Origin of the sequence: Micromonospora sp. NPDC047670 (assembly GCF_043204915.1) — a bacterium.
Lineage (GTDB): Bacteria > Actinomycetota > Actinomycetes > Mycobacteriales > Micromonosporaceae > Micromonospora.
This window is the reverse complement of the sequence record NZ_JBIDDA010000004.1, coordinates 505,654-530,989: the sequence shown is the minus strand read 5'-3', so window position 1 is coordinate 530,989 and position 25,336 is coordinate 505,654. Positions and strand designations below refer to the sequence as shown.

Sequence of the window (25,336 nt, the reverse complement as noted above, 5' to 3'; positions counted from 1 at the left end):
GGCGCAGCCGCGCGGGTACGCCGCCCGACCTGACAGGGCTCTGACCGGCCCCGCTGGGTAGGGTGCCGGGCGGAGGTGCGCATGGGGTTCCCGAAGGGCCGGCGGCGGTTCGTGGTGGCGGTCGTGGCGCTGCTCGCCACCGCCGTCGTCGCGGCGACGGTCTACCGGGTGCTCGCCCCCGCCGAGGTCAGCACGCCCGCGCGGGGCGCGTACCCGGCGGCCGCCGACCCCGCGGTCGGCGTGGTCGGCCGGCTCCCGGTCGCCCCGCTGATCGTGGACGGCCGGCTGCGGGTCTACGCCGCCCACCGCCAGGTCTACGCGGACCGGCCGGTCGACGGCCGGCACCGGACCACGCCGTACTGGTCCTACCGGCGCTGGCCGGCGAAGCTGGACTCGGTGGTGGCGAGCGGGACGACGGTGGTCACCCGCTGGTCGGACGGGCGGCTGGTGGCGCTGGACGCGCGTACCGGCCGGGTGGCCTGGGACGCGGACGGGCCGGCGCCGGTCGGGGAGCGGACGGTCCGGCGCACCGGCGCGGCCGCGGTGTGGGCTCCTCGGGGCGTCTTCGTCGCCCGGGCGCCGGACGGCCGGCAGGTCGTGGCGGCGGCCGGGGCGGAGTGGATGCGTGCCGTGGACCTGGCCGACGGCCGTGAGCTGTGGCGGTCGCACACCACCGTGACGGTGCCACCCGGCGACGGCTCCGACGCGGCCGCCGGCTGTCGCGATGTCGTCGGCACGACCGGCTCGGGCCAGTTGCTCGTCGTCGATTCCTGTGCCGGTCCGGCCGTGGTGGAGTTCCGCGACGCCGCAACCGGCGCGGTCGGCGTCCGCTGGCGGCCGCCGGGCGCCGGCGACCGGTTGGTGGCGACCCCCGTGGGCTGCGGGAACGGCCGTACCGGGTGCGCCGGACTGCGGACGGCCGCGCCGGGCGACGACGCGGGCCGGGGCTGGCTGCTCGGCGCCGGCGAGCCGGTTCCCGCCCCGGCCCTGGACCGGCCGGACGCCGAACTCGTCGATGGGACGGCGGTGGCGGTGGTCGACGGGGTGCCGGTCGGCCGCTCGGCGCGCACGGGCGCGGAGCTGTGGCGTCGCCCCGACCTGCCCGGGGCGCGGCTGATCGCCGTCCAGCCCGGTCGGGTGCACCTGCTGACCGAGACGAACGACCTGGTGACGCTGGACCCGGCGACCGGGGCGCAGCGGTCCTTTTTCGCGTTGAACGCGGGCTCGGACGGCATCGGCTGGGCGCCCGGCGCGGCGTACGCGGCCGACGGCTTCGTGGCCGTGGAGCGGCTCCGCGAGCCGGTCGACCCGACGGGGGACGACCAGCGCTACTACCTCACCTCGGAGCCGGTGATCCTGGCCGCGACGTGAAACGCCGGGGCGGCCGGGCTGCTCGACAAAACGGACATAAGTTACTTATAGTCCCACTGTGCGTCTCCTGGCTGCCCTGTTGGGCGCGATCCTGATCCTGGTCACCGCGTCGCCCGCCGACGCCGCGCCGTCCGGCCGGGCGGTCCGGCTCGCCCGGACCGCAGGGGTGGACATCACCGTGCCCGCCGCCGCGAACCTCGGCGCCAGCTTCGTCGGCGGCACCCTGACCGGGCGGTTGGGCATGGTCGAGGTGCGTGACTCGCGCGGGCCGGTGAACCCGAACTCCTGGGTCGCCACCGTCTCCGCCACCGCCTTCGTCACCGGTGCCGGTGGTCCGCAGCGGACCATCGGCACCGACCGCATCTCGTACTGGTCCGGGCCCGCGGTGCGCAGCACGGGCGGCGGCACGCTGGTGCCCGGGCAACCCACCTCGGCGCAGGCGGTGACCCTGGATGTCCCCCGCGAGGCGTTTCGCAAGAGCGCCGGCACCGGCAGTAACGAGGTGGTCTGGGAGCCGACGATCCGGATCGCCATCCCGGCCGACGTCGTCAGGGGGGCGTACCGGGGCACGATTACCCATTCTGTCGCCTGATGAGCGATTTGTCCGAAAAATGGGTCATGGCCGGCTACGGCGCGTCTAACGTCCCTGCCATGAAGAAGCCACTTCTTGCCCTGACCGCCGCCGCGGCCGCCTTGGTGGCCATGGCGGCGCCCGCTGCCGCCGCGCCGACCGGCGACACCATCGTCACCTTCACCGTGGCCACCGCCGACCTGAACATCACCGTGCCGGCGTCCGTGAACCTCGGTTCGGTCTTCGCCGGCGGCGTCCTCACCGGCGAACTTGGCACGGTGACCGTCACCGACAGCCGAGCCGCGCTGAATGCCACGTGGACTGTCACCGTGTCGGCCAGCTCCTTCACGACCGGCGCCGGTACGCCGGCGGAGACCATCTCGCCGGGCCTGGTGGAGTACTGGTCCGGCGGAGCGACCAGCACCACCGGCGCCGGCGTGTTCGTGCCGGGGCAGCCCACCCAGGCGGACGCGGTCACCCTGAGCGTGCCCCGCACCGCCTTCTCGAAGACGTCGGGCAGCGGCAACAACACCGCGAGCTGGGCGCCGGACATCCGGATCGCCGTCCCGGACACCGCCGTCGGCGGCACCTACACGGGGGTGATCACCCATTCGGTGGCATGACCGGGCAGGTGCCCTCGCCCTGGCCGTGAGCGTCCTCGTCACGGCCGGGGCGCCGGCGTCGGCCGCGCACCCCGCACCGGCGTCGGCCGTCCGCGCCCCGGCGCTCGCGGAACCGGAGGGCCCGGAGGCGGACGTGCCGGCCGCCGAGCCCGACGGGCGGGACGGCCGGCACCGGCCCTCGGCGCGACCGGGCCCGGGCGGCCCCTCCACGACGGTCGGGATACGCCTGATCGACGCCCCGATCGACCGGCGCGACGACACCCGGGCGCACAAGTACGTCGTCGACCACGTCCGCCCAGGCACGACGATCATGCGGCGGGTCATGGTGCGGAACAGTTCGGAAATCCGCCGGACCGTCGCCCTCTACGCCGCCGCCGCGGACGTCGGGCAGAAGGGGTTCGTGCTCGCCCCGGACCGCACCGAGAACGAGCTGAGCAGCTGGATCCGCATCGCGCCGGCGGAGGAGGTGCTGGCTCCCGACGAGGAGGCGGAGGCCCTCGTCACCATCACCGTGCCGCGCCGCGCCGAGGCCGGCGAGCGGTACGCGGTGATCTGGGCCGAGGTCGCCGGTGTGGACGGGCGCAACGTGCGCAACGTCGGCCGGGCCGGGATCCGGGTCTACCTCTCCGTCGGGCCCGGCGGCGAGCCACCCTCCGGCTTCGAGATCGGCCCGCTGACCGGCGGGCGGGAGAAGGACGGCACCCCCGTGCTGACCGCCGAGGTGCGCAACACCGGCAGGCGGGCGCTCGACCTGGCCGGCGAACTGCGGCTCGCCGAGGGCCCCGGCGGGCTCTCGGCCGGGCCGGTGAAGGTGGAGGCGGGCACGCTCGCGCTGGGCGGCAGGGCCACCGTCCGGGTCGCACTGGACCGTCGGCTGCCGGACGGCCCGTGGGCGGCGACGCTCGACCTGGCCAGCGGCTGGACGAAGCGGTCGGCCACCGGGCAGGTCAGCTTCGGGCCCGTACCGGTGGCGGCCGTCACCGCCGTGGACCGCTCCGGCCAGATGCTCACCGGCGGGCTGGCCACCTCGGGTCTGGTCCTGGTGCTGTTCGGGGTCTACGCGTACCGGCGTCGGACCCGGGTCCGGCAGCCGGCGACGGTCGCCTGAGATTCGCCGGTCCGGTCCGCGAGGGGATGGCGGACCGGACCGGCACGGGCCTCAGCCCAGGGCCGCCTCGGCGGCGGCGAGGAAGGCGTCGTTCTCGGCCGGGGTGCCGATGGTGACCCGGACCCCGTCGCCGGGGAACGGCCGGACGATCACGCCCCGCGCCTCGCACGCCTTGCCGAAGTCGACCGCCCGGTCCCCCAACGGCAGCCAGACGAAGTTCGCCTGGCTGCCCGGCACGTCCGGGACGAGCTTGCGCAGCGCCTCGGTCACCCGGTCGCGCTCGGCGACGACGAGGGCGCACCGCCGCTCCACCTCGTCGGCCTGGGCCAGCGCGGCCAGCGCGCCCGCCTGCGCGGCCACGCTGGTGGAGAACGGCGTGACGACCTTGCGTACGGCCGCCGCCACCGCCGGCTGGGCGACCAGGAAACCGATCCGCAGGCCGGCCAGGCCCCAGGCCTTGGAGAGCGTCCGCAGCACGACCACGTTCGGCCGGTCGAGGTAGGTGAGCCCGTCCGGCACCTCGGGGTCGGTCACGAACTCCCGGTACGCCTCGTCGATCACGACGAGCACGTCCTCGCCGACCGCGTCGAGGAACCGGTCCAGCTCGGCCCGGCGCACGGACGTGCCCGTGGGGTTGTTCGGGTTGCAGACCAGGATCATCCGGGTCCGGTCGGTCACCGCCGCCGCCATCGCGGCCAGGTCGTGCCCGTGCCCGGCGTCGTTGGGCACCCGCACGCTGGTCGCGCCGCTGGTCGCCGCGATGATCGGGTACGCCTCGAAGGAGCGCCACGAGTAGAGCAGCTCGTCCCCGGGCAGGCAGGTGGCGCGGACGAGGTGCTCGGCCAGCGCCACCGAGCCGCAGCCGGTGGCGATCCGGTCGACGTCCACGCCGTACCGCTCGGCCAGCGCCTCGCGCAGCGCGACCACGCCCATGTCCGGGTAGCGGTGCACCCCGGCGACGGCCTCGGCGACGGCCTCCACCACGCCGGGCAGCGGCCCGTACGGGACCTCGTTGCTGGCCAGCTTGATCGCCTCGGGGAGCCCGAGCTCGCGGGCCAGGTCGGCCGGGCTGCGGCCGGGCACGTAGTTGGGCAGCGCGTCCAGGTCGGCGCGGGTCAGCCGCAGCGCCGGCTGGTGGCGTCCGGTGTCGGTCATGGGGTGTCTCCCGAGGGGTCGGTGCGGTCGTCCGGGGCGGTCCGGCGGGTGCGGGGGAGCTGGACCACCACGGTCTGCGCCCGCTTGTCGTGCAGGGCCTGACGCAGCGGGTGGTCGAAGAGCGGGGAGAGCGCGTCGACGAGCTGGAGCAGCAGGCCGAGGCCGCAGCAGTACCAGAGCAGGGTGGGCAGGCCGAGGGTGTTCCACCGGCGCAGCGCCCGGCCGAAGCCGAGCGGCTCGTCGGCCGCCGTCGGGACCACCCTGACGCCCACCACGCGCTTGCCGAAGGTCTGCCCGTTGGCCGCCGTCGTCGGCACCTCGTACGCGAGCCAGAGCGCGGTGGCGATCAGCAGGATGACGACCTGGAGGCCGCCGGCCTGCTCGCTGGGCTGCGGCAGCCCCTCGGTGGAGGTGTCGCCGGCCATCGCCCGCCGGAACACCTCCCGCCAGTACGGGGTGACCTCCTCGACCAGCCGCCACACGAACCAGCCGTTGACCACTGCGTTCAGCGCGAACACGATGGCGAAGTCGATCAGCCGGGCGATCAGCCGGGCGCCGAACCCGGCCAGCGGCAGACCGTGCGGGCGGGGCTCGGGCGGCCGGCCGGGCCAACTCCCCGGCGGCCAGCCGGGCGGTGGGCCCTGCGGGTGCGCGTGGGCCCCGGGCGGCTGCCAGGGCTGGGGCTGGCCGGGATGCGGCTGCCCGGGGTGGGGTTGCCGGGCCGCGGGCGCGCCCGGCGCGGAGACCGGGGCCGCGGGCGGCGTCGGGGCGGGCGCGGGCGGCCGCTCGGCCGGCGGCGGGCCCTCGGGTGGGGTGGCGTCGACGGGGATCGGCGCGCCGATCCAGCCCTCGCCGTCCCAGTAGCGCCGGGTGTCCGGATCGGCCGGGTCGACGTACCAGCCCGGTTCGACGCTCACGGCCTGGCCTCGCTGCGCTCGCTCACGCAGACACCTTAACGACGACGGTACCGGCGAACTTGTCGTGGAGGCACTGCTGCCAGGGCTTGTCCCACAGTTGCCAGAGCCCGTCGAGGTAACTGAGGCCGGGAAGGAACATCGCGGCGACGTGCTGCACGGCGTACCGCCTGCCGGCCATCCCCCGGTCGAGCGTGCGGTCCGGGTCGAGCGGCACCACCCGCAGCTTCATCACCTTCTTGCCGAACGTCTGCCCGGTGCGCTTCATGTACTCCACGTGGTAGAGCCAGTAGAACCCGAGCATCAGCACGAACAGGCCCAGTTCGAGCAGGAGCAGCGGCAGGAAGAAGTCGGTCATGAACGCCCCGGGGTCCGGCTCGACGAGGGTGCCGTCCGGGTTGGTCCGGGTCAGGTCGTCCATCATGTTCCAGAAGAACAGCAGGAACGCCGGCAGGAAGAGGACCATCGCCACCAGCGTGCTCAGCCCGACGTCGATCAGCGCGGCCAGCAGCCGGTCGGCGAAGCCGGCGAGCGGCTGGCCGCCGGGGCCGAGCGGCGGCGGGGCGGGGTGCGGGGCCCAGCCCGGCGGCGGAACCCAGCCCGGCGGGGGATGCCCGGGCGGTGCGTACTGCGGCGGCACCGCGTACCCCTGGCTGGTCGGACCGGAGGGCGGCGCGAAGCCGCCGGCGGCGGGCGAGGGCCCACCGGCCGGCGGCGTCGGGTACGACGGAGGCTGCGTCACGCTCGACAGTGTTACAGGTTGCCGCGCTTCTCCTGCTCCCGCTCGATGGCCTCGAAGAGCGCCTTGAAGTTGCCCTTGCCGAAGCCGAGCGAGCCGTGCCGCTCGATCAGCTCGAAGAAGACGGTCGGACGGTCCTGCACCGGCTTGGTGAAGATCTGGAGCAGGTAGCCGTCCTCGTCCCGGTCCACCAGGATCTTGCGGGACTTCAGCTCCTCGATGGGCACCCGCACCTCGCCGATGCGGGCGCGCAGCTCCGGGTCGTCGTAGTACGAGTCCGGGGTGTCCAGGAACTCGACGCCGGCGGCGCGCATCGCGTCGACGCTGGCCAGGATGTCGTTGGTGGCCACGGCGATGTGCTGGGCGCCCGGGCCCTGGTAGAACTCCAGGTACTCGTCGATCTGCGACTTCTTGCGGGCGATCGCCGGCTCGTTGAGCGGGAACTTCACCTTGCGCGTGCCGTTGGCGACGACCTTGCTCATCAGCGCCGAGTAGTCGGTGGCGATGTCGTCGCCGACGAACTCGGCCATGTTCGAGAAGCCCATGACCCGCTTGTAGAACTCGACCCACTCGTCCATCCGGCCGAGCTCGACGTTGCCGACCACGTGGTCGACGGCCTGGAAGAAGCGCTTCGGCTGGAGGCCGGCGTCGATCATCGGCTGCCGGTCCACGATCGGCTTGCGGGCCACGAAGCCGGGCAGGAACGGGCCGGTGTAGCGGGACCGGTCGACAAGCGTGTGCCGGGTGTCGCCGTACGCCGCGATCGCGGCCAGCCGGACGGTGCCGTGCTCGTCGCTGACGTCGTGCGGCTCGACCAGGCCGGTCGCGCCCTGCGCGGTGGCGTGCGCGTACGCGGCGTCGACGTCCGGGACCTCCAGCGCGATGTCGGAGACGCCGTCGCTGTGCTTGGTCACGTGCTCGGCGCCGGGGGCGTCCGGGCGGACCGCGCCGGTCAGCACGAACCGGGCCGAGCCGCTGGTCAGCACGTACTGGGCGTGGTCGCGGTAGCCCTGCTCGGGACCCCGGTACGCCACGCAGGTCATGCCGAACGCGGTCGAGTAGTAGTGCGCCGCCTGCTTGGCGTTGCCCACCAGGAAGTGCACGTGGTCGAGGCCCTTGACGGGGAACGGGTCGCGGCTGATGTCGTGGTCGACGGCACCGACGAGCACGTCGATGTCGACATCGTCGGTCGCCTGGGGTCGGTCGATCGCCTGGGTCATCGCGGTCTCCCTCAAGTACCGGTCGGCCTCGTGGCCGCCGCCGTGGTCTGTGCGGTCCTCTGTGGCGAGGATCGCGGTGACCCGGCGCACTGGGCAACTGTCAGCCCTGGAGCTGGTCAGGTTGCGCATTAAGTAGGGTGTTCAGCTATGAACGCTGGTCAGGCTGTACAGCTCGACACCCTCGACGCGCGGTTGATCGAACTGCTCACCGAGGAGCCGCGGATCGGGGTGCTGGAGTGCTCCCGCCGCCTCGGGGTCGCCCGGGGCACCGTGCAGGCCCGGCTCGACAAGCTGGTCGAGCGGGGGGTCGTCGGCGGGTTCGGCCCGGAGATCTCCCCGGCGGCGATCGGGTTCGCGGTGACCAGCTTCGTCACCCTGGAGATCAGCCAGCGGCACGGGCACGACCGGGTCGCCGCGCACCTGGCCGCGATCCCCGAGGTGCTGGAGGCGCACACCATCACCGGCTCCAGCGACCTGCTCTGCCGGATCGTGGCCCGCTCGAACACCGACCTCCAGCGGGTGATCGACCAGATCGTCTCGTACGAGGGCATCCGCCGGGCCTCGACCATCATCGCCCTGGCCGAGCAGATCCCGTACCGCACCCTGCCGCTCGTGCGCTCCGCGGCCGCCAGGGGGTGAGGGTGCCGAGGCGACACCACCCCCCGGGCGCGGGGAGAAAGGGCGGCGACACGGCGGCGCGGGACCACGGGAGCACGGTGGTCGTCGCTACCGTGTGCGTGTGGCGAAGGCGGGCGGCCCCGGATGGCGTGGGGGGCTGCTGCTCGCGCTGATCGTGGTCGTCGTGCTCGCCGCGACCGGGGTGTGGAACCCGTTCCCCGCCGTGTGGGACTGGGTCGACCGCAGCGAGCCGATCTCCGAGCCGGACGTGGTCTGGCAGCAGCGGGTCGGCGGCACCCCGCGCAGCGTCACCATCGCCGGCGAGACCGTGGTGGTCGAGCAGCGCACCCGGGTGGAGGCGCGCAGCCTGGCCACCGGCACCCAGCTGTGGGAACGCAAGGCCGACTGGTCCGCGGTGGCCGGGGGCGACCGGGACCCGGTCGTCGTCGTGGGCAAGCTCCTGGTCAAGGGGTACGAGGTGCTCGACCCGACCACGGGCGCCACGCGGCGGCGCGACGGCGACGCGGTGGCCGTGTGGACGTACCGCAACCTGCTGCTCGACGCCCGCTGCGTCGACGCCACCGACTGCACGATCAGCGCGTGGGAGCCGCGCGGCACCGCCCCGCTCTGGACGGCCTTCGTCCCCGGGGTGCGCAGCGGGCTGCTCGGCGACAACCCGGGGCTGCTCGGCACCCGCCGGCTCGACGCCGTCCGCGTCGACGAGGACGTGGCGGGGCCGGAGGCGGTGCCGCCGCTGCTCGGGTTCCCCATCGACGGCCGGGTGCACGTGCTCGACACGGCGACGGGGCGCGTGCTGCAGAACGTCGAGCCGGGCCGGGACGAGCGGCTGTCGGTGGTCGGCGGCCGGCTGCTGCGGATCACCGCCCGCTCCCAGGACGGCACCTGCTACTTCGCCATCTCGGGCCGCGACGCGGCGACCGGCCAGGAGACCTGGCAGCGGGCGGGGGTCAACCTGCGCACCGCCGACAACGCCGGCTGCGTGCAGCGGGAGGATCCGCAGGGCGCCCGGAACGTGCTGATCGGCGTCGCCCCGGACGCCCGCGAGGCGGTCCTCGACGGGTACGACGGGCGGCTGCTGCTGGTCACCGCCGCCGGGCAGCGGCTGCTCGCGGTCGACGACCGGTACGCCCTGGTCCGGGCGGCCGACAGGCGGGCGGTGGTCAGTCACGAGCTGGGCGGCGGGCGCGTCCGGTGGACCCGTCCCGCCGGGGCGAAGGCGGGCGCGGCGCTCACCCCGTACGCCGCCGTGATCGCCGACGAGAAGCCGTCCCGGCTAGTGGCGCTCGACCCGCGTACCGGTCGCGAACTGGCGAACCTGCGGACCGCGGCGAACGCCCTCGCGGTCGGCCCGAACGGCATGATCATCGGTGAGGGGCGGGAGATCGGGTACGTCCGCTTCGGTGGCGGGGCCGGCGCACCGCCGCCCCCGGGCGACGGCGGCGTCCCCCGCCCCGGCGGCACGGCCGGGGTGCCCAGCCCGGCGGACAGCTGCGGCCCGAAGCGGGAACTCTGCCCCGGGTGAGAGCGCCGTCCCAGGACCCACCCGGCGGGTGACACTGATCGACCCTTCTGCCCTAGGCTTTCCGCTCATGAGCAGTGCCGCCGCGTTCTCGTACGCTCCCTTGCTGCCGACCGGTCCCGACCAGACGGAATACCGCCTGGTCACCGACGAGGGCGTCGACGTCGTCAACGGTCCGGGGGGTCGCCGGTTCCTCACCGTGGAGCCGGCGGCGCTCACCGCGCTGACCGCCGAGGCGATGCACGACATCGCGCACTTCCTGCGCCCCGCGCACCTGGCCCAGCTGCGGTCGATCATCGACGACCCGGCGGCCTCGCCCAACGACCGCTTCGTCGCGCTCGACCTGCTGCGCAACGCCAACATCGCGGCCGGCGGCGTCCTGCCGATGTGCCAGGACACCGGCACGGCGATCGTGATGGGCAAGCGCGGCCGGCACGTGCTCACCGACGGCCGCGACGCCGAGGCCGTCTCGCGCGGCGTCTACCAGGCTTACACCCGGCTCAACCTGCGCTACTCGCAGCTCGCCCCGCTGACCATGTGGGAGGAGCGCAACACCGGCAGCAACCTGCCGGCGCAGGTCGAGCTCTACGCGGAGGACCCGGACGGCCACCCCGACGCGTACAAGTTCCTCTTCATGGCCAAGGGCGGCGGCTCGGCCAACAAGTCGTACCTCTACCAGGAGACCAAGGCGCTGCTGAACCCCACGCGGATGATGCAGTTCCTGGAGGAGAAGCTGCGGCTCATCGGCACCTCGGCCTGCCCGCCCTACCACCTGGCCATCGTCATCGGCGGCACCTCCGCCGAGTACGCGCTGAAGACCGCCAAGTACGCCAGCGCCAAGTACCTCGACACGCTGCCCACCTCCGGCTCGATGACCGCGCACGGCTTCCGGGACCTGGAGCTGGAGGCGGAGGTGCTGGAGCTGACCCGCAACTTCGGCATCGGGGCGCAGTTCGGCGGCCGCTACTTCTGCCACGACGTGCGGGTGGTCCGGTTGCCGCGGCACGGCGCCTCCTGCCCGGTGGCGATCGCCGTCTCCTGCTCGGCGGACCGGCAGGCGGTCGCCAAGATCACCCCGTCGGGCGTGTGGCTGGAGCGGCTCGAGACCGACCCGGCGCGTTTCCTGCCCGACGTCACCGACGAGACGCTGGACGCCGAGACGGTCGTCAAGGTCGACCTCAACCGGCCGATGGACGAGATCCGCGCCGAGCTGTCCAAGTACCCGGTGAAGACCCGGCTGTCGCTGACCGGCCCGCTGGTGGTCGCCCGCGACATCGCCCACGCGAAGATCGCCGAGCGGCTGGACGCGGGCGAGCCCATGCCGCAGTACCTGCGCGACCACGCCGTCTACTACGCCGGCCCGGCCAAGACCCCGGAGGGCTACGCCTCGGGGTCGTTCGGCCCGACGACCGCCGGCCGGATGGACGCGTACGTGGCGAAGTTCCAGGCCGCCGGCGGCTCCCAGGTGATGCTCGCCAAGGGCAACCGCTCCGCCCAGGTCACCCGCTCCTGCCAGCAGCACGGCGGGTTCTACCTCGGCTCGATCGGCGGCCCCGCCGCCCGGCTCGCCCAGGACTGCATCAAGCACGTCGAGGTCCTGGAATACCCGGAGCTGGGCATGGAGGCGGTCTGGAAGATCGAGGTGGAGGACTTCCCGGCCTTCATCGTGGTCGACGACAAGGGCAACGACTTCTTCGCCGAGGTCACCAAGCCGGTGCTGACGGTCGGCCGCCGCTGACCCGGACATGTCGCAGGGGGCGCCGGGCGGTCAGCCCGGCGCCCCTCGTCGTTTCCGGACGTCAGCTCGCCCGGCTGGCGTAGAACGTGCCGCTGAAGGTCTCCGACACGATCCCGTCGCCGGTTCGCGTGTACACGGTGATCCGGTGCAGCCCGGCGGTCGTCGGGGTGTAGCCCACCGACGCCGATCCGTCGGCGCCCGCCGCGACCCTCTGGACGGGGTGGCCGTCGAACGAGTAGACGAACTCCGTCACCCCGGGCATGCCGGGCTGGAGGGCGAAGGTCCCCGGGGTGCCGGCGACCGCCCCCTGGAACTTGTTGATCGGGTACTCGACGGAGCTGACCGTGGGCTTGGTCGCCAGGTAGAAGCGGTAGGTGCCCTCGCCCGACGGCAGGTCGCCGGCCGTCCGGCTGCGGACGTACACGTCGTTGTAGCCGGGCTTGGTCGGCGTGATCGTGACCGTGGCCGTGCCGTCGGCGACCGCGGCGACGATCTGCTCCGGACCGTCGTTGAGCCGGTAGGTGTACTCGACGACGTCCTCCATCCGGGGCGTGAAGGTCAGGGTGCGCGGCTGGCCGTACCCGGCCGTCGGGTCGCCGTCGGTGATCGTCGGGCTGGTGGTGCGGACCCGGAACCCGTAGCTCGTGGCCGGGGAGCGGTTGCCGGCCGCGTCGACCGCCTCGACGCTCAGCGTCATCGGCCCGTCCCGGTCCGGCGTGATGGTGACGGTCGCCGAGCCGCCCGGCGCGTCGGCGGCCACGTAGGCCACCGGTCCGGACATGAGGCTGTACCGGAATCCCACGGCGTCGGTGTCGCCGCCGGCCGTGAAGGTGAACCGGCCCGGGACGCCCGGACCGCCGTACCACCCGTCGCCGGCCGGGTAGTCCGTGGAGCTGACCGTCGGCTGCGCGGGGCCGGTGGTGTCGACGGTGAACCGGCACTCCGGCGACCAGGGGGAGCTGCCGCCGGCCCCGTCCGTGGCGCGGACGGCGAAGGCGTACGTCCCGTCGACCAGCTGACCGGCCGTGACGTCGTAGCGGAAGACCGACCCGGCGGCCCTGGTCGGGGATGTCCACTCGGTCCGCCCGGTCGGGTCGCTCACCCGCCACCAGGCGAAGGTGGCGGTCACCGGCTCGGTGTTCGGCGGTACCGCGTCCGGGTCGGTGACCTTCGCCGCCAGGTACGGCGTGGTCGTGCCGACGTAGAGCCCGTCGGCGCAGAGGAACCCGCTGACTCCCAGGTCGGTCGGTACGTCCGGCGGCGTGTTCGCCTCGATGGAGATGCCGAGTTCCCTGATCCAGCGGCCGTACGGCAGCTTGCCCTCGTTGTCCCCGGCGATCCGGGCCATGAAGGTGATCGAGGTCTGTCCGGCCTCGACCGCCTGCCGTACCGCCTCGGTGAGCGGCACTTCCAGCTGTCCCCGGCAAGGAGCGGTCGGCGCGATGTCAGCAACCTTCTCTCGAACCGCGGGCGACGTCTCCCAGGTCGGTGCGCTGGCCGGTACGTCGGTCCGCCACAGCTCGATTTCGCGTGGCTTCGAGCAGTCGTTGACCGCCGTCTCCTCGGTGACACCGAGGGCCCGGATGATCTGCCTGCCCTGGAACGGCGAGAGGTCGTAGGTGAAGTAGGCCCGCGAGGTGTGTTTGTCGTCGTCGGACTCCCAGGTGCCGACCGGAACGGTGCCGTCGGTCTCGGCAGAAGTGGTCAACGGCTGACGGGCGTCGGTCCAGCTGCCGCTGGTCGGCAGGATGAACCGGCTCGCCCCGGCGGTTGCCGGCCCAGCGGTCAGGACCAGGGCGCTGGTCGTGATCAGGAGAGCGGCGAACCCTGCGGTCGGGAGGATCCGGCGCGTGCGCCGGGCGGCCGAGGTGATTCGACTCTGTGGGTCGGGCAAAGGAACCTCCGTGACGTGAGAGTTCCACGATCTTAAGTTCTTCGAATCCTTGGAGGGCCCCGTTTTCCGCCGCCGTACCCGCCACTGATCGTCCACAGGCCGCCGGACGCACGCCCGTACGCGTGGCCGTGGGCAGGCCGGGCGAGATGTGACGGAACGGTCAGTGCGATCATCTGCGGCCCGGCGCTTGGCGCGGCAGGATGGTACGCGTGACGACTCCAGAGGCGACGGGCTACCGGATCGAACGCGACTCGATGGGCGAGGTGGAGGTGCCCGTCGAGGCGCTGTGGCGGGCCCAGACACAGCGCGCGGTGCAGAACTTCCCGATCTCCGGCCGGGGGATCGAGCCGGCCCAGATCCGGGCGCTGGCCCAGATCAAGGGGGCGGCGGCCGAGGTCAACGGCGAGCTGGGCGTGATCGACGCGAACGTGGCCGCGGCGATCGCCGCCGCGGCGGCGCACGTGGCCGACGGCGGCTACGACGACCAGTTCCCGATCGACGTGTTCCAGACCGGTTCCGGCACGTCGTCCAACATGAACACCAACGAGGTCATCGCCACGCTGGCCAGTCGCGAGCTGGGCCGGGACGTGCACCCGAACGACGACGTGAACGCCTCGCAGTCCAGCAACGACGTGTTCCCGTCGTCGATCCACCTGGCCGCCACCGAGGCCGTCGCGCGGGACCTGCTGCCCGCGCTGGCCCACCTGGCGGAGGCGCTGGAGGGCAAGGCGGCGGAGTTCGAGACGGTGGTCAAGGCCGGGCGTACCCACCTGATGGACGCCACCCCGGTGACCCTCGGGCAGGAGTTCGGCGGGTACGCCGCCCAGGTGCGCTACGGCATCGAGCGGCTGGAGGGGGCGCTGCCCCGGCTGGCCGAGCTGCCGCTCGGCGGAACCGCCGTGGGCACCGGCATCAACACCCCGCTCGGCTTCGCCGCGAAGGTCATCGAGAAGCTGCGCGGATCGACCGGGCTGCCGCTCACCGAGGCGCGTAACCACTTCGAGGCGCAGGGCGCCCGGGACGCCCTGGTGGAGACCTCCGGGCAGTTGCGCACGATCGCCGTCGGCCTGTACAAGATCGCCAACGACATCCGCTGGATGGGCTCGGGCCCGCGCGCGGGCCTGCGCGAGCTGCGCATCCCCGACCTCCAGCCCGGCTCGTCGATCATGCCGGGCAAGGTCAATCCGGTGGTCGCCGAGGCGATGCGGCAGGTCTGCGCCCAGGTGATCGGCAACGACGCCGCCGTCGGCTTCGCCGGCTCGCAGGGCGACTTCGAACTGAACGTCATGCTCCCCGTGATGGGCCGCAACCTGCTGGAGTCGATCCGGCTGCTCGCCGCGTCGAGCCGGCTCTTCGCCGACCGCCTCGTGGTCGGCCTGGTCGCGGACGCCGAGGTCTGCCTGGCGTACGCGGAGGGCTCACCGTCGATCGTCACCCCGCTCAACCGCTACCTCGGGTACGACGAGGCCGCCTCGATCGCCAAGGAGGCGCTGGCCAGGCAGGTCTCGATCCGCGAGGTGGTGATCTCCCGGGGGCACGTCGACTCCGGCAAGCTGAGCGAGACCCAGCTCGACGAGGCGCTCGACCTGCTCCGCATGACCCACCCCTGAGCGGTGCCGCCACTGGCCGGCTGCCGGCCCCTGGTCGTTGCGGGACGGCAGCCGGCTCAGGGCCGGGTGGCGGCCTTGCGGGCCCGGTAGGCGGTGACGGCGGCCCGGTTGCCGCAGCCCGCGTCGCAGAACCGGCGGGAGCGGTTCTTCGACAGGTCGACCAGCACGTTCGCGCAGTCCGGGTGGTCGCAGATCCGCAGCCGGCTCAGCTCGCCGTAGCGCACCAGGTCCGCCACCGCCATCGCGGCCTCCACGGCGATCCGTGCCGCCAGCGGCGCGTCGCGCGGCACGGCGTGGAAGTGGTACGGCTCGTCGTCGTGCGTGATGAGCTGCGGCAGCGCGTGGTTCTCGCGGAGCAGCCCGTTGACGACGGTGACGACCTCGTCGGTGTCGGCGTACCAGATGCGGCGTAGCCGGGGGCGCAGGTCGCGGACCGACCGCAGCTCGGCCTCGGTGTGCTCGTGCCGGCCGGTGTAGGCGTGCGCGAGGTAGAAGGCGTCCAGGGCGGCGATGTCGGGCAGCCCGTCGCCATCGGGGCCGTCGGTGTTGACGAGCGCGGCGGCCGCGATCAGGGAGCAGTCCGTGTCATGGGCGAAGAGCAACTTGACTCCTGTCAGGGGGCCGGCCTAGCGTCATGAGCATACCGACGGTTGACTGATGACAGCTAGGAGCGGATCGATGCGCCAACCACCCGCCGCCGGGCTCGGCCTGGGCCTCGCCCTGCTCTCCGCCGTCACCTTCGCCACCTCCGGCACGTTCGCCCGGTCGCTGATCGACGCGGGGTGGTCCGCCGAGGCCGCCGTGGTCGCCCGGGTCGGCATCGCCTCCCTGGTGGTGGCGATCCCGGCGGCGCTGTCGCTGCGCGGCAAGTGGGACGTGCTGCGGCGCAACCTCGCCACAATCGGCGTGTTCGGGCTGCTCGGGGTCGCGGCGGCACAGGTCTGCTTCTTCAACGCGGTCCGCTACCTGCCGGTCGGCGTCGCGCTGTTGCTGGAGTACCTCGGCATCATCCTGGTCGTGGGCTGGATGTGGCTGGTCCACGGGCAGCGCCCCCGCCGGCTGACCGTGGCCGGTTCGGTGGCGGCCCTCGCCGGCCTGTTCTTCGTCCTCGACCTGACCGGCGCCACCCGGCTCGACCCGGTGGGCGTGCTCTGGGGGCTGGGGGCCGGGGTCGGCCTCGCCGGCTACTTCGTGCTCGCGGGGCGGGTCGACGAGGGTCTGCCCTCGGTGGCGCTGGCCAGCGGCGGCATGGCCGTCGGCGCGGCCGTCCTGTTGCTGCTCGGGGCGGTGGGGGCGCTGCCGCTGCGGGCCACCTTCGGTGAGGTCACGTTCGCGGGGCAGCGCACCAGCTGGCTGCTCCCGATCGCCGGCCTGTCGCTGGTCGCCGCGGTGGTCGCGTACCTCGCCGGGATCGCCGGGGCCCGGATCCTCGGAGCCCGGCTGTCGTCGTTCGTCGGGCTGACCGAGGTGATGTTCGCGGTCCTCATCGCCTGGCTGGTGCTGGGCGAGCTGCCGACCGTCGTGCAGCTCCTCGGTGGGGCCCTGATCGTCGCCGGTGTCGCACTGGTGCGCGTCGACGAGCTGCGCGCGCCCCGCGCCGAGGAGCACCCGGAGCCGCGACCCACCGAGGCCGCCCTGTCGTAAACCGTCGTCGTGCTGACCACGGTGGTGTTCGACGCCGACGAGACCCTGCCCGACCTGCGTCCGGCGGTGACCGGTGGCCTGGCCGTACCCGGGGAGATGCGGCGGCTGACGCCGCCGTCGGGCAGCCCTCGGCCTCTGCGGGCCCGGCAGGCGGGTCAGTTCCGCCAGCCGCGGGCCGCCAGGGCGGCGCGGACCTCGACCAGCAGGGCCGGGAACTCCTGGCGCAGGCGTCGGCTCGTCGCGGACAGCACGAGCCAGCCCGCCGCGGCGAGCTGGTCGAGCTGCGGGTGGTCGAGCTGCGGGTGGCCGGCGTCGACGTGTCGGCGTCCGGCGTACCGGACGGCGACCCGGTATCGCGGCCAGGCCAGGTCGGGACGCAGGACCAGCCCCGGGGCCAGGTCGACGGGGTGCCGGGTGACCGGGCGCGGCAGCCCGGCCAGCACCAACCGGACCCGCAGCTGCGACTCGTCCGGCGACCCGGCGCCCGGATCTGCCAGGCCGAACACCCAGCGCGCCCGCCGGCCGCCGGGTCGGTCGGCGTTCCGGTCGGCGGTCTCGGCGAGCTCGTCGCGGCTGGTGAGGCCCTGTCTGAGCAGGGCGTCGACGATGCCGACCGCACGCAGTGGCTCCAACCAGACCGCCGTCTCCCACGCCGCCGCGGCCGGCGCCGTCCTGGGCGGTGGCCCGGCGGTCCTCAGTGGCGCCGTCGTCGCGTCGTCGGTCGGACGGGCGGACGCGTGGGGCCGGTCGCGCGGCAGGTCGGCGCCCGGCGCCGGTGCGGACGGTGGCGGCGTGGCCGGTCCCACGGAGTGCGCGCGCAGGCCGCGCTGGGGGCTCACCCGGATCGTCCTGGGCAGGAGGACGTGCACGTCGTCGGTGAAGGCGGCGGCATGCGCGACGCCGTGCAGGTACGCCGCCGAGGGGCCGGCGGCCACCGCCTCGGGCGGCAGGCGCAGGGTGGCCGCCCGGCACGCCAGGGCGTGATCGCGGTCGAGCCGGGCATCGGCGTACACGTCGTGGCGCAGACGCGTCCAGGCGGAACTGCGGAGCTGGTGCTCGGTGACGAGACCGCGCCGGATCGCGTCGGAGCCTCGGAAGACCTGCCAGGCCAGGGCGCTGGGCCGGTGCGGTGAGGGTGGCATGTGGACCAGCGTCGCGGCCACTCCGTCCGCCCCGACGCCCCTGTGGACGAGCCGGCCCGCCCGCCGGGCGGCACGCTGTGGACGACCGCCACGACGACCGGCGGATGTGGTAGGGGCCCGTTGGCCGGCGAGGCACCGCGGGCGGTCAGGCACCGCGGATCGGTGAGCCCGGTGGGCCGGCGGTCGGCGGGCGGTCAGGAGAGGGCGGCGGCGATGGCGGTGGCGGCGGCGAGGACCTGGGCGCCGACCGTCTCGCTGTCCAGCGGCGCCAGCGCGACGACCCCGACACTGGCCTCCAGGCCCGGCACGCCGAGCACCGGTGCGGCCACCCCGTACGCCCCGGCCTGGAGCTCCCCGGCGGTGCTCACGGGGCCGGCGGCGCCCGCCCGGCCGGCGAGGATGGCCCGCCCGGCCGCCCCGCGCTCCAGCGGGTGCCGCGCCCCCGTCCGGTACGCGACGTGGAACGACGTCCAGCTCGGCTCCACCACGGCGAGCGCGACCCCCTCGCCGCCCTCGACCACGGTCAGGTGGGCGGTCGCGCCGGCCTGCTCGGCGAGCCGGCGCAGCGCCGGCAGCGCCCCCTCGGCCAGCAGCGGCTGGGCCCGCCGGGCCAGGTGCAGCACCCCCGCGCCGAGGCGCAGCCGGCCGTCGCCGTCGCGGCGCAGCATTCCGTGCGCGGTCAGCGCGCTGACCAGCCGGTAGACCGCCGCCCGGCCGATGCCCAGCCGGTTCGCCGCCTCGGTGACTGTCAGCCCGCCCGGCGCGTCGGCGACCAAGTGCAGCAGCCGCAGCCCCCGGTCCAGGGTCTGCGCCGTCTCCCCGCCCCGCGCCGTCGTGTCCACGCCGAGCAGCGTACGACCCGGCTCCGGCCGATCCCGGAAAGCGTGGACGGCTACCCTTGTACGGTGACACTACGCCTGTATGACACCGCCACCCGATCGGTGCGGGACTTCGTCCCGCGGGAAGCCGGCAAGGTGGGGGTCTACCTGTGTGGTCTCACCCTCCAGGCCCCGCCGCACATCGGTCATCTTCGCTCCGGCGTCAACTACGACGTGCTGCGCCGCTGGCTGCTCGCCGCCGGCTACGAGGTCACCTTCATCCGCAACCTGACCGACATCGACGACAAGGTCCTGGCCAAGGCGGTGGAGCGGGGGCGGCCCTTCTGGTCGATCGCGTACGCCAACGAGCTGGTCCTGGCGGAGTCCTACCGGGCGCTCAACGTGCTGCCGCCGACGTACGAGCCGCGGGCCACCGGGCACATCCCGGAGATGCACGAGCTGATCACGAAGCTGATCGCCGACGGGCACGCCTACCCGGCCACCGACGGCTCCGGCGACGTCTACTTCGACGTCTGCTCCTGGCCGGCCTACGGGTCGCTGTCCAACCAGTCGGTGGACGCGATGCAGTCCGCGGGGGACGCGCCCGACCGGGGCAAGCGGGACCCGCGCGACTTCGCGCTCTGGAAGGGCGCCAAGCCCGACGAGCCGGCGGACGCCTACTGGCCGTCGCCGTGGGGGCGGGGCCGGCCGGGCTGGCACATCGAGTGCTCGGCGATGTGCTGGCGCTACCTCGGCGCCGAGTTCGACATCCACGGCGGCGGGCTGGACCTCACCTTCCCGCACCACGAGAACGAGATCGCCCAGTCGCAGGCGGCCGGGCTGCCGTTCGCCCGCTACTGGGTGCACCACGGGCTGCTCAGCATCGGCGGCGCCAAGATGGGCAAGTCGCTCGGCAACGCCCTCGACCTGACGTACGTCGACTCGCTCGGGGTGCGCCCGGTGGAGCTGCGCTACTACTACGCCGCCGCGCACTACCGCTCGCGCATCGACTACTCCGAGGAGGCGCTGCGGGAGGCGGCCGTCGCGTACCGCCGCATCGAGGGCTTCGTGCAGCGGGCCGTCGAGCGCGTCGGCGCCGGCCAGCTCGGCGAGCTGCCGGGGGCGTTCGCGGCGGCGATGGACGACGACCTGAACACCTCCGCCGCGCTCGCCGTCCTGCACGAGGTGGTCCGCGACGGCAACACCGCGCTGACCGGCGGCGACGATGTGACCGTCCGCACGGCGCTGGCCGCCGCCCGCGCCATGCTGGATATCCTCGGGGTCGACCCCCTCGACCCGGCGTGGACCGGTGGCGGCCGCGCGGACGACCTGCGCGCCGTGGTGGACTCCCTGATCGCGCTGGCCCTGGAGCAGCGTGCCCAGGCCCGCGGTCGCAAGGACTGGGCCGCCGCCGACGCGGTACGCGACCAGCTCAAGCAGGCCGGCGTCGTGGTGGAGGACACCCCGCAGGGCCCCCGTTGGACTATTGGAGAGCAGGACTGATGGCCGGCAACTCGCAGCGCCGTGGCCGGCGACTGACGCCGAAGGCGGGAGCCCCGAAGGGCTCCGGTGGCAAGAACAAGGACGCCCTCGCCGGGCGGGGCAGGACCCTGCCCGCCGACGAGCGGCCCTGGCACAAGGCGTACTCGGGCACCGAGAAGCTGCCCCAGCGCACCGCCTGGAAGCAGGAGAAGGAGCGCCGGGCGGCGGCCGAGGAGGGGCGCGCCCCCAAGATCGGCCAGCCGGGCAGCAAGGACACCACCTGGGGCAAGGGCGGTGGCCGGGGCACGCCGGGCGGCGGGCGCGGCACCGCCGGCCGGGGCGGTCGGCCGGCCGGCCGCGGCGGCCCCCGGGTCGCGCCGGGCCGCAAGTCCAACCCGTCGAAGGACACCCCGGAGCTGCTGGTCGGGCGGAACCCGGTGCTGGAGTCGCTGCGCGCCCAGGTGCCGGCGACCGCGCTCTACACCGCCCAGGGCATCGACATCGACGACCGGGTCAACGAGATCGTCCGGACGGCCGCCGACCGGGGCATCGCCATCCTGGAGATCAGCCGCGCCGAGTTGGACCGGATGACCGGCGGCGTCCTGCACCAGGGCGTCGGGCTCCAGGTGCCGCCGTTCGCGTACGAGCCCTTCGACGACCTCGTCGCGGCGGCGCTGGAGCAGACCGCCCCGCTGCTGGTGGCGCTGGACGGGGTGACCGACCCGCGCAACCTCGGCGCGGTGATCCGGTCCGCCGCCGCCTTCGGCGCGCAGGGTGTCTTCGTACCCGAGCGGCGTGCCGCCGGGATCACCGCGACCGCCTGGCGGACCAGCGCCGGCGCGGCCGCGCGGGTGCCCGTCGCCCAGGTGACCAACCTGACCCGGTCGCTCAAGGCGTGCCAGGACGCCGGCTTCGTGGTGGTCGGCCTGGACGCCGACGGCGAGACCGACCTCTACGACCTGGAGGCCGCCGTCGGCCCGCTGGTCGTCGTGGTCGGCTCCGAGGGCCGGGGGCTCTCCCGGCTGGTCGGCGAGACCTGCGACCTCACGGTGAGCATCCCGATGGTCTCCGAGGTCGAGTCGCTCAACGCCAGCGTCGCCGCCGCGGTCACCCTCGCCGAGGTGGCGCGCCGCCGGGCCGCCGAGGGCTGAGCCCGCTGACACGGCGGAAGGGGCGGTCCGCCCGTGGCGGGCCGCCCCTTCCGCGCGCTCGTTCATGGGTCCTACAGCTGCCGGCTCCAGGCGAAGATGACCAACGCTCCGAACAGGGCGACCACCACCGTGGCCGGGATGAGCCAGGGCGCCCGTCGTGCGCCGTGCAGAGCCAGCGTCAGCCGCTGGTGGATCGCGGCGATGCCGGCCAGCGCGGCCAGCCCGGCCAGCGCGAACGGGATGCCGATCAGGAAGTGCGCGAGCCAGGCGCCGGCCAGGGTCGGACCGCCCCACGCGTCGTCGAACGGGCCGGGCTCGACGAAGCCGTACAGGGCGCCGCGTGCCACGGTGAGCAGCGTGGCCCCGAGGGGCACCAGCGCGGCGGCGCCCAGCAGCAGGCTCAGCACGGCGTGGTTGACGACGGCCACCGGCCCCGGCCGACCTGCCGGCTCCACATCCGGCCGGCCCAGCAGGCGGGCGCGCAGGGCGCCCCACCACCCGGCGACCGACCGCCCCCGACCGAGCAGCCCGGCCGGTAGCGCGGCCACGGCGACCGGGACCAGCGCCGCGCAGTAGAGCAGGCCCCGGATCGCCGAGCGGCCCAGGCGGTACGCGCTGCCGGCGCGTGACACAGGGGCCTGGGGCGGGATGTGGATCATGGTCGGCACGGGCTCCTCGGTTCGCTACGAGTCGCGTCGAACCTATGCCGGGCCGGCGCGGCGGCGCTTCGGTGACAACCCGGATGCCGGCCCGGAGACGACGATGGGGGTGCCCACCGATCGGTGGGCACCCCCGTCTCGTCGTACGTCAGATGCGGTTTCCGGTGGCCGCGTTGAACACGTGGCTGCGGCCCTCGCGCGGCTTGACGAACACGGTGTCGCCCATGTTCGGCATGGTGCGCCGGTCGGTGCGGACCACGAAGCGCTCGTTGTTGCCCTCGAGCGCGGCGTGGCCGTAGACGTTGGCGTCCGAGCCGAGGTCCTCGACCAGCTCGACGACGACCGGCATGCCGCCCTCGGTCGGGCTGACCAGGTCGCAGTCCTCCGGCCGGAAGCCGACGGTCACCTTGCCGTCGCCGCCCTCGGCGCGGGCGGCCTCGACCTGCTCGCGGGTGAGCGGGATGTGCATCTCGGCGAACGCGGCGCCCCGCTCGTTCAGCGGCACGGTCTTGATGTTCATGGCGGGGGAGCCCATGAAGCCGGCGACGAAGACGTTGGCCGGGGTGTCGTAGAGCGCCCGCGGGGTGTCGACCTGCTGGAGGACGCCGTCGAGCATGACCGCCACCCGGTGGCCCATGGTCATGGCCTCGATCTGGTCGTGCGTGACGTAGACCGTGGTGACGCCCAGCTTGGCCTGCAGCGACGCGATCTGGGTACGGGTCTGCACACGCAGCTTCGCGTCGAGGTTCGACAGCGGCTCGTCCATGAGGAAGACCTGCGGCTCGCGGACGATCGCCCGGCCCATCGCGACCCGCTGGCGCTGACCGCCGGAGAGGGCCTTCGGCTTGCGGTTGAGGAACTCCTCCAGCTGGAGCAGCCCGGCCGCCTCCTTGACCCGCCGGTCGATCTCGGCCTTCGAGGTCTTGCGCAGCTTGAGCGCGAACGCCATGTTCTCGTACACCGTCATGTGCGGGTAGAGCGCGTAGTTCTGGAAGACCATCGCGATGTCGCGGGCCTTCGGCGGCAGGTGGGTGACGTCCCGGTCGTCGATGTAGATCGAGCCCTGGTCGACGTCCTCCAGGCCGGCGAGCATGCGCAGGCTGGTGGACTTGCCGCAACCGGAGGGGCCGACCAGGACGAGGAACTCGCCGTCGCCGATCTCCAGGTCGAGCTGGTTGACGGCGGGACGCTCCGTGCCCGGGTAGATCCGGGATGCCTTGGAGTAGGTGACCGTAGCCATGGTCAGGTGCTTCCTTTCACCGGCAGGAACGTGCCGGACGATCCGAGTGGAAGGAGCGGCCGGCACGTGCGTGCACCGGCCCACGGGCGACGCGCCGATGATCGAGGTGTCATCCGTGTCACTGCACGGTAAACGGCTTTCCGTATCCTGCCAAGACGGGGAGCATCGGGTGGGACGGATGGCATACGCATTCCGGGCACTCGGGCACGGGGAGACATCAATCGACCCCGACGCTTGGCGGGCAGGCCCGAGATGACGACGTTTCCCGTGCTCGCAGGGCCTGCCGAGGGGGAAATCCGGACGTCAGTCGCTATGCTGACGTCGACGCCACGCGCCCCTGTAGCTCAGCTGGCCAGAGCACTCGCCTTGTAAGCGAGATGTCGCCGGTTCGATCCCGGCCGGGGGCTCCATTTTTCCGCCAGGCGTTTCGCGCCCGGCGCCGTCGTGAGCCGGCGGGTTGGGTCGCGAGCCGGCGGGTTGACGGCAACGCCGGCAGCCGGCAATCAGGGACAGCGGGATCACGGGAACGGCGGAGGGCCCGTCAAGCCGCGGCGGGCGATCGCGGTGCTGATGTCCGCCCAAGGTCAGCGGGGGCCGCACCGAGCCGGATCGGTGCGTAGACCCACGACCGGATCTGCGTCATCGCCCGGTGCGGCCCCCGCCTCCCTGGCTAGGCCCTTGCCGTCTGGGTACGGCAGTTGAGCAGGTTTCCGTCGTTGGTCTGGCACGTCGTAAAGGTCACGCTGGTTCCCTCGGCGATGTCCCCCAGATCCAGGGTGCGACTGGTGTACTGGCCGCTGGTCAGCCGGAAGCCGTTCTCGTGCCTGGTGCTGCCGGACCACCACGTGGCGTTCACGTAGACGCCCCGGCCGTCCGCGGCCCCGTCGTACGCGTACAGCCTCTCGCCGTACGCCAGGAACCAGCCCTCGCCCTTCGAACTGGTGCTGTCCCCGTAGATGACGTGGCAGTCCAGGCTGCTGCCGCCCGCCGACTCGCAGCCGTAGTAGTCCGCGTAGGCGGCGGTCGACGTCGACGCAACCAGCACGGTGGCCAGCGCCGCGACGACGCCCGCCCTTGCACGCTTCCGCATGATCTCCCCTTCCGTTCCTTTCAGGAGAGCGACTATCCCATGACGATGATCTTCGAGGAAGGCGGTTCCCGACGGCCCACGAGCAGAGCATCGTTCCGTAAGCTGGCCGCGTGAGCAGGGCCACGGAGGAGTCGAACCGGGCCATGCTGCGCGCGCGGGACGCCATGGACCGCGCGTACGACCAGCCGCTGGACATCCCGGCGCTGGCCCGGATCGCGTACGTCTCGGAGGCGCACTTCATCCGCACCTTCCGGGCCACCTTCGGCGAGACCCCGCACCGCTACCTGCAGCGACGGCGGGTGGAGCGGGCGATGTACCTGCTGCTGCACAGCGACCGGGACGTCACCGACATCTGCTACGCCGTCGGGTTCTCCAGCCTTGGCACGTTCAGCCGCACGTTCCGGCAGATCGTCGGCGAGCCGCCGTCGGAGTACCGCAGGCGCAAGGCCCCGATCGCCGCGACCGTGCCGAGCTGTTTCGCCAAGGCCTGGACCCGGCCCAGCAGTTTTGGATAAGCAGCAGGTGAGGGCCGCCCCGTAGCGTCTTCGGCATGACGATGAACGCGATCACCCGCTCCCAGATCTACGTCCTCGACCAGGACGAGGCCCTCGACTTCTACGTCGGCAAGCTCGGCCTGGAGGTCAACACCGACCAGGACCTCGGCTTCATGCGCTGGCTCACGGTCAACGTCCCCGGCGACCCGAACCGCGAGATCCTGCTGGAGAAGCCCGGCCCGCCGGCGCTGGACCCGGCCACCGCCGAGCAGGTCCGCGAGCTGCTGACCAAGGGGGCGCTGGGCGGCTTCCTCTTCATGACCACCGACGACGCGCACAAGACGTACGAGGACCTGGTCGCCAAGGGCGTCGAGATCACCGACGAGCCGATGGAGCGCCCGTACGGGATCGACTTCGGCATCCGCGACCCGTTCGGCAACAAGATCCGCATCGGCCAGATGTTCCCCCGGAGCTGACCTGGCGGCGGCCACCCCGCCCGGGTGGTCTCCGGGCCC

The 25,336-nt window shown here is 73.5% G+C and carries 24 protein-coding genes, 1 tRNA gene and 1 pseudogene; 15 read left to right on the top strand and 11 right to left on the bottom strand.

Translation table 11 applies throughout. From position 1 onward, the window contains the following. Window positions 1-81 precede the first annotated feature (81 nt). The 4 genes from ACGF7U_RS13690 to ACGF7U_RS13675 are packed head-to-tail and all read left to right on the top strand — an operon-like array spanning window position 82 to window position 3,673. Window positions 82-1,371 (top strand): PQQ-binding-like beta-propeller repeat protein, encoded by a 1,290-nt coding sequence (locus ACGF7U_RS13690; protein ID WP_393106192.1) that lies wholly within the window; start codon window positions 82-84, stop codon window positions 1,369-1,371. 58 nt (window positions 1,372-1,429) lie between these two features. After that, entirely contained in the window at window positions 1,430-1,963 is a 534-nt protein-coding gene (locus ACGF7U_RS13685) for a hypothetical protein (protein WP_393106190.1), read from the top strand. Continuing rightward, window positions 1,963-2,565 (top strand): hypothetical protein, encoded by a 603-nt coding sequence (locus tag ACGF7U_RS13680; RefSeq protein ID WP_393106188.1) that lies wholly within the window; start codon window positions 1,963-1,965, stop codon window positions 2,563-2,565. Before ACGF7U_RS13685 ends, ACGF7U_RS13680 begins: the two co-directional genes overlap by 1 nt. Window positions 2,566-2,590: 25 nt before the next feature. Then, window positions 2,591-3,673, top strand: a complete 1,083-nt coding sequence (locus tag ACGF7U_RS13675; RefSeq protein WP_393106186.1) for a hypothetical protein — start codon at window positions 2,591-2,593, stop codon at window positions 3,671-3,673. A 51-nt stretch (window positions 3,674-3,724) separates the two neighbouring features. Here the strand turns inward: ACGF7U_RS13675 and hisC are convergent, their stop codons facing one another. The 4 genes from hisC to hppD are packed head-to-tail and all read right to left on the bottom strand — an operon-like array spanning window position 3,725 to window position 7,701. Then, window positions 3,725-4,828, bottom strand: coding sequence for a histidinol-phosphate transaminase (gene hisC / locus ACGF7U_RS13670; RefSeq protein WP_393106184.1), 1,104 nt, complete (start codon window positions 4,826-4,828; stop codon window positions 3,725-3,727). After that, window positions 4,825-5,745 (bottom strand): RDD family protein, encoded by a 921-nt coding sequence (locus ACGF7U_RS13665; RefSeq protein WP_393106182.1) that lies wholly within the window; start codon window positions 5,743-5,745, stop codon window positions 4,825-4,827. The genes hisC and ACGF7U_RS13665 overlap by 4 nt, the downstream gene beginning before the upstream one ends. A 22-nt stretch (window positions 5,746-5,767) precedes the next feature. Then, on the bottom strand, window positions 5,768-6,484 hold the full coding sequence (locus ACGF7U_RS13660; RefSeq protein WP_393106180.1) for an RDD family protein: 717 nt from the start codon (window positions 6,482-6,484) through the stop codon (window positions 5,768-5,770). A gap of 11 nt (window positions 6,485-6,495) precedes the next feature. Beyond that, window positions 6,496-7,701, bottom strand: coding sequence for a 4-hydroxyphenylpyruvate dioxygenase (gene hppD, locus ACGF7U_RS13655; RefSeq protein WP_393106178.1), 1,206 nt, complete (start codon window positions 7,699-7,701; stop codon window positions 6,496-6,498). Window positions 7,702-7,848: 147 nt separating this feature from the next. Here hppD and ACGF7U_RS13650 point away from each other — a divergent pair, with 147 nt between their 5' ends. The 3 genes from ACGF7U_RS13650 (at window position 7,849) to ACGF7U_RS13640 (ending at window position 11,597) form a co-directional block, all read left to right on the top strand. Further along, a complete protein-coding gene (locus ACGF7U_RS13650; protein WP_393106176.1) occupies window positions 7,849-8,340 on the top strand; it encodes an Lrp/AsnC family transcriptional regulator in 492 nt (163 codons plus the stop codon). 151 nt (window positions 8,341-8,491) lie between these two features. Beyond that, window positions 8,492-9,862 (top strand): PQQ-binding-like beta-propeller repeat protein, encoded by a 1,371-nt coding sequence (locus ACGF7U_RS13645; RefSeq protein ID WP_393106272.1) that lies wholly within the window; start codon window positions 8,492-8,494, stop codon window positions 9,860-9,862. Between the two features lie 67 nt (window positions 9,863-9,929). Further along, entirely contained in the window at window positions 9,930-11,597 is a 1,668-nt protein-coding gene (locus tag ACGF7U_RS13640; protein WP_393106174.1) for a fumarate hydratase, read from the top strand. Window positions 11,598-11,658: 61 nt separating this feature from the next. Here ACGF7U_RS13640 and ACGF7U_RS13635 read toward each other — a convergent pair whose 3' ends face one another. Beyond that, window positions 11,659-13,305 (bottom strand): hypothetical protein, encoded by a 1,647-nt coding sequence (locus tag ACGF7U_RS13635; protein WP_393106172.1) that lies wholly within the window; start codon window positions 13,303-13,305, stop codon window positions 11,659-11,661. A 386-nt stretch (window positions 13,306-13,691) separates the two neighbouring features. On the opposite strand from ACGF7U_RS13635, the gene ACGF7U_RS13630 reads away from it, so the two are divergent. After that, window positions 13,692-15,101 carry a class II fumarate hydratase gene (locus ACGF7U_RS13630; protein WP_393106170.1) on the top strand — a complete coding sequence of 470 codons (1,410 nt, stop codon included), beginning with the start codon at window positions 13,692-13,694 and terminating at the stop codon, window positions 15,099-15,101. A gap of 56 nt (window positions 15,102-15,157) precedes the next feature. On the opposite strand, the gene ACGF7U_RS13625 is transcribed toward ACGF7U_RS13630, so the two are convergent. Then, window positions 15,158-15,703: a CGNR zinc finger domain-containing protein gene (locus ACGF7U_RS13625; RefSeq protein WP_393106168.1), complete on the bottom strand. Its 546-nt coding sequence runs from the start codon at window positions 15,701-15,703 to the stop codon at window positions 15,158-15,160. A 76-nt stretch (window positions 15,704-15,779) separates the two neighbouring features. On the opposite strand from ACGF7U_RS13625, the gene ACGF7U_RS13620 reads away from it, so the two are divergent. Then, window positions 15,780-16,745: a DMT family transporter gene (locus ACGF7U_RS13620; RefSeq protein WP_393106166.1), complete on the top strand. Its 966-nt coding sequence runs from the start codon at window positions 15,780-15,782 to the stop codon at window positions 16,743-16,745. Between the two features lie 9 nt (window positions 16,746-16,754). After that, window positions 16,755-16,871, top strand: a pseudogene (locus ACGF7U_RS13615) (HAD family hydrolase); the annotation flags it as partial. A gap of 29 nt (window positions 16,872-16,900) precedes the next feature. On the opposite strand, the gene ACGF7U_RS13610 reads toward ACGF7U_RS13615, so the two are convergent. Next, window positions 16,901-17,887, bottom strand: coding sequence for a hypothetical protein (locus ACGF7U_RS13610; protein ID WP_393106164.1), 987 nt, complete (start codon window positions 17,885-17,887; stop codon window positions 16,901-16,903). Window positions 17,888-18,081: 194 nt separating this feature from the next. After that, window positions 18,082-18,729, bottom strand: a complete 648-nt coding sequence (locus ACGF7U_RS13605) for an IclR family transcriptional regulator (RefSeq protein WP_393106162.1) — start codon at window positions 18,727-18,729, stop codon at window positions 18,082-18,084. 63 nt (window positions 18,730-18,792) lie between these two features. Between ACGF7U_RS13605 and cysS the strand changes: the two genes are divergently transcribed. Further along, complete coding sequence (cysS, locus tag ACGF7U_RS13600) at window positions 18,793-20,208, top strand: cysteine--tRNA ligase (protein ID WP_393106160.1); 1,416 nt, start codon at window positions 18,793-18,795, stop codon at window positions 20,206-20,208. Next, the gene (gene rlmB, locus ACGF7U_RS13595) at window positions 20,208-21,338 is read left to right on the top strand and encodes a 23S rRNA (guanosine(2251)-2'-O)-methyltransferase RlmB (RefSeq protein ID WP_393106158.1); all 1,131 of its coding nucleotides are present in this window, start codon (window positions 20,208-20,210) and stop codon (window positions 21,336-21,338) included. The genes cysS and rlmB overlap by 1 nt, the downstream gene beginning before the upstream one ends. Before the next feature lie 71 nt (window positions 21,339-21,409). Here rlmB and ACGF7U_RS13590 read toward each other — a convergent pair whose 3' ends face one another. Continuing rightward, window positions 21,410-22,006, bottom strand: coding sequence for a hypothetical protein (locus ACGF7U_RS13590; RefSeq protein ID WP_393106156.1), 597 nt, complete (start codon window positions 22,004-22,006; stop codon window positions 21,410-21,412). Between the two features lie 139 nt (window positions 22,007-22,145). Then, window positions 22,146-23,237 (bottom strand): ABC transporter ATP-binding protein, encoded by a 1,092-nt coding sequence (locus ACGF7U_RS13585; protein ID WP_393106154.1) that lies wholly within the window; start codon window positions 23,235-23,237, stop codon window positions 22,146-22,148. A 333-nt stretch (window positions 23,238-23,570) separates the two neighbouring features. Between ACGF7U_RS13585 and ACGF7U_RS13580 the strand changes: the two genes are divergently transcribed. Next, window positions 23,571-23,647, top strand: a tRNA-Thr gene (locus tag ACGF7U_RS13580). Window positions 23,648-23,907: 260 nt separating this feature from the next. On the opposite strand, the gene ACGF7U_RS13575 is transcribed toward ACGF7U_RS13580, so the two are convergent. Next, window positions 23,908-24,327 carry a hypothetical protein gene (locus ACGF7U_RS13575; protein WP_393106152.1) on the bottom strand — a complete coding sequence of 140 codons (420 nt, stop codon included), beginning with the start codon at window positions 24,325-24,327 and terminating at the stop codon, window positions 23,908-23,910. A gap of 110 nt (window positions 24,328-24,437) precedes the next feature. On the opposite strand from ACGF7U_RS13575, the gene ACGF7U_RS13570 reads away from it, so the two are divergent. Then, on the top strand, window positions 24,438-24,842 hold the full coding sequence (locus ACGF7U_RS13570; protein ID WP_393106150.1) for a helix-turn-helix domain-containing protein: 405 nt from the start codon (window positions 24,438-24,440) through the stop codon (window positions 24,840-24,842). A gap of 35 nt (window positions 24,843-24,877) precedes the next feature. After that, window positions 24,878-25,297, top strand: coding sequence for a VOC family protein (locus ACGF7U_RS13565; protein WP_393106148.1), 420 nt, complete (start codon window positions 24,878-24,880; stop codon window positions 25,295-25,297). Window positions 25,298-25,336 lie beyond the last annotated feature (39 nt).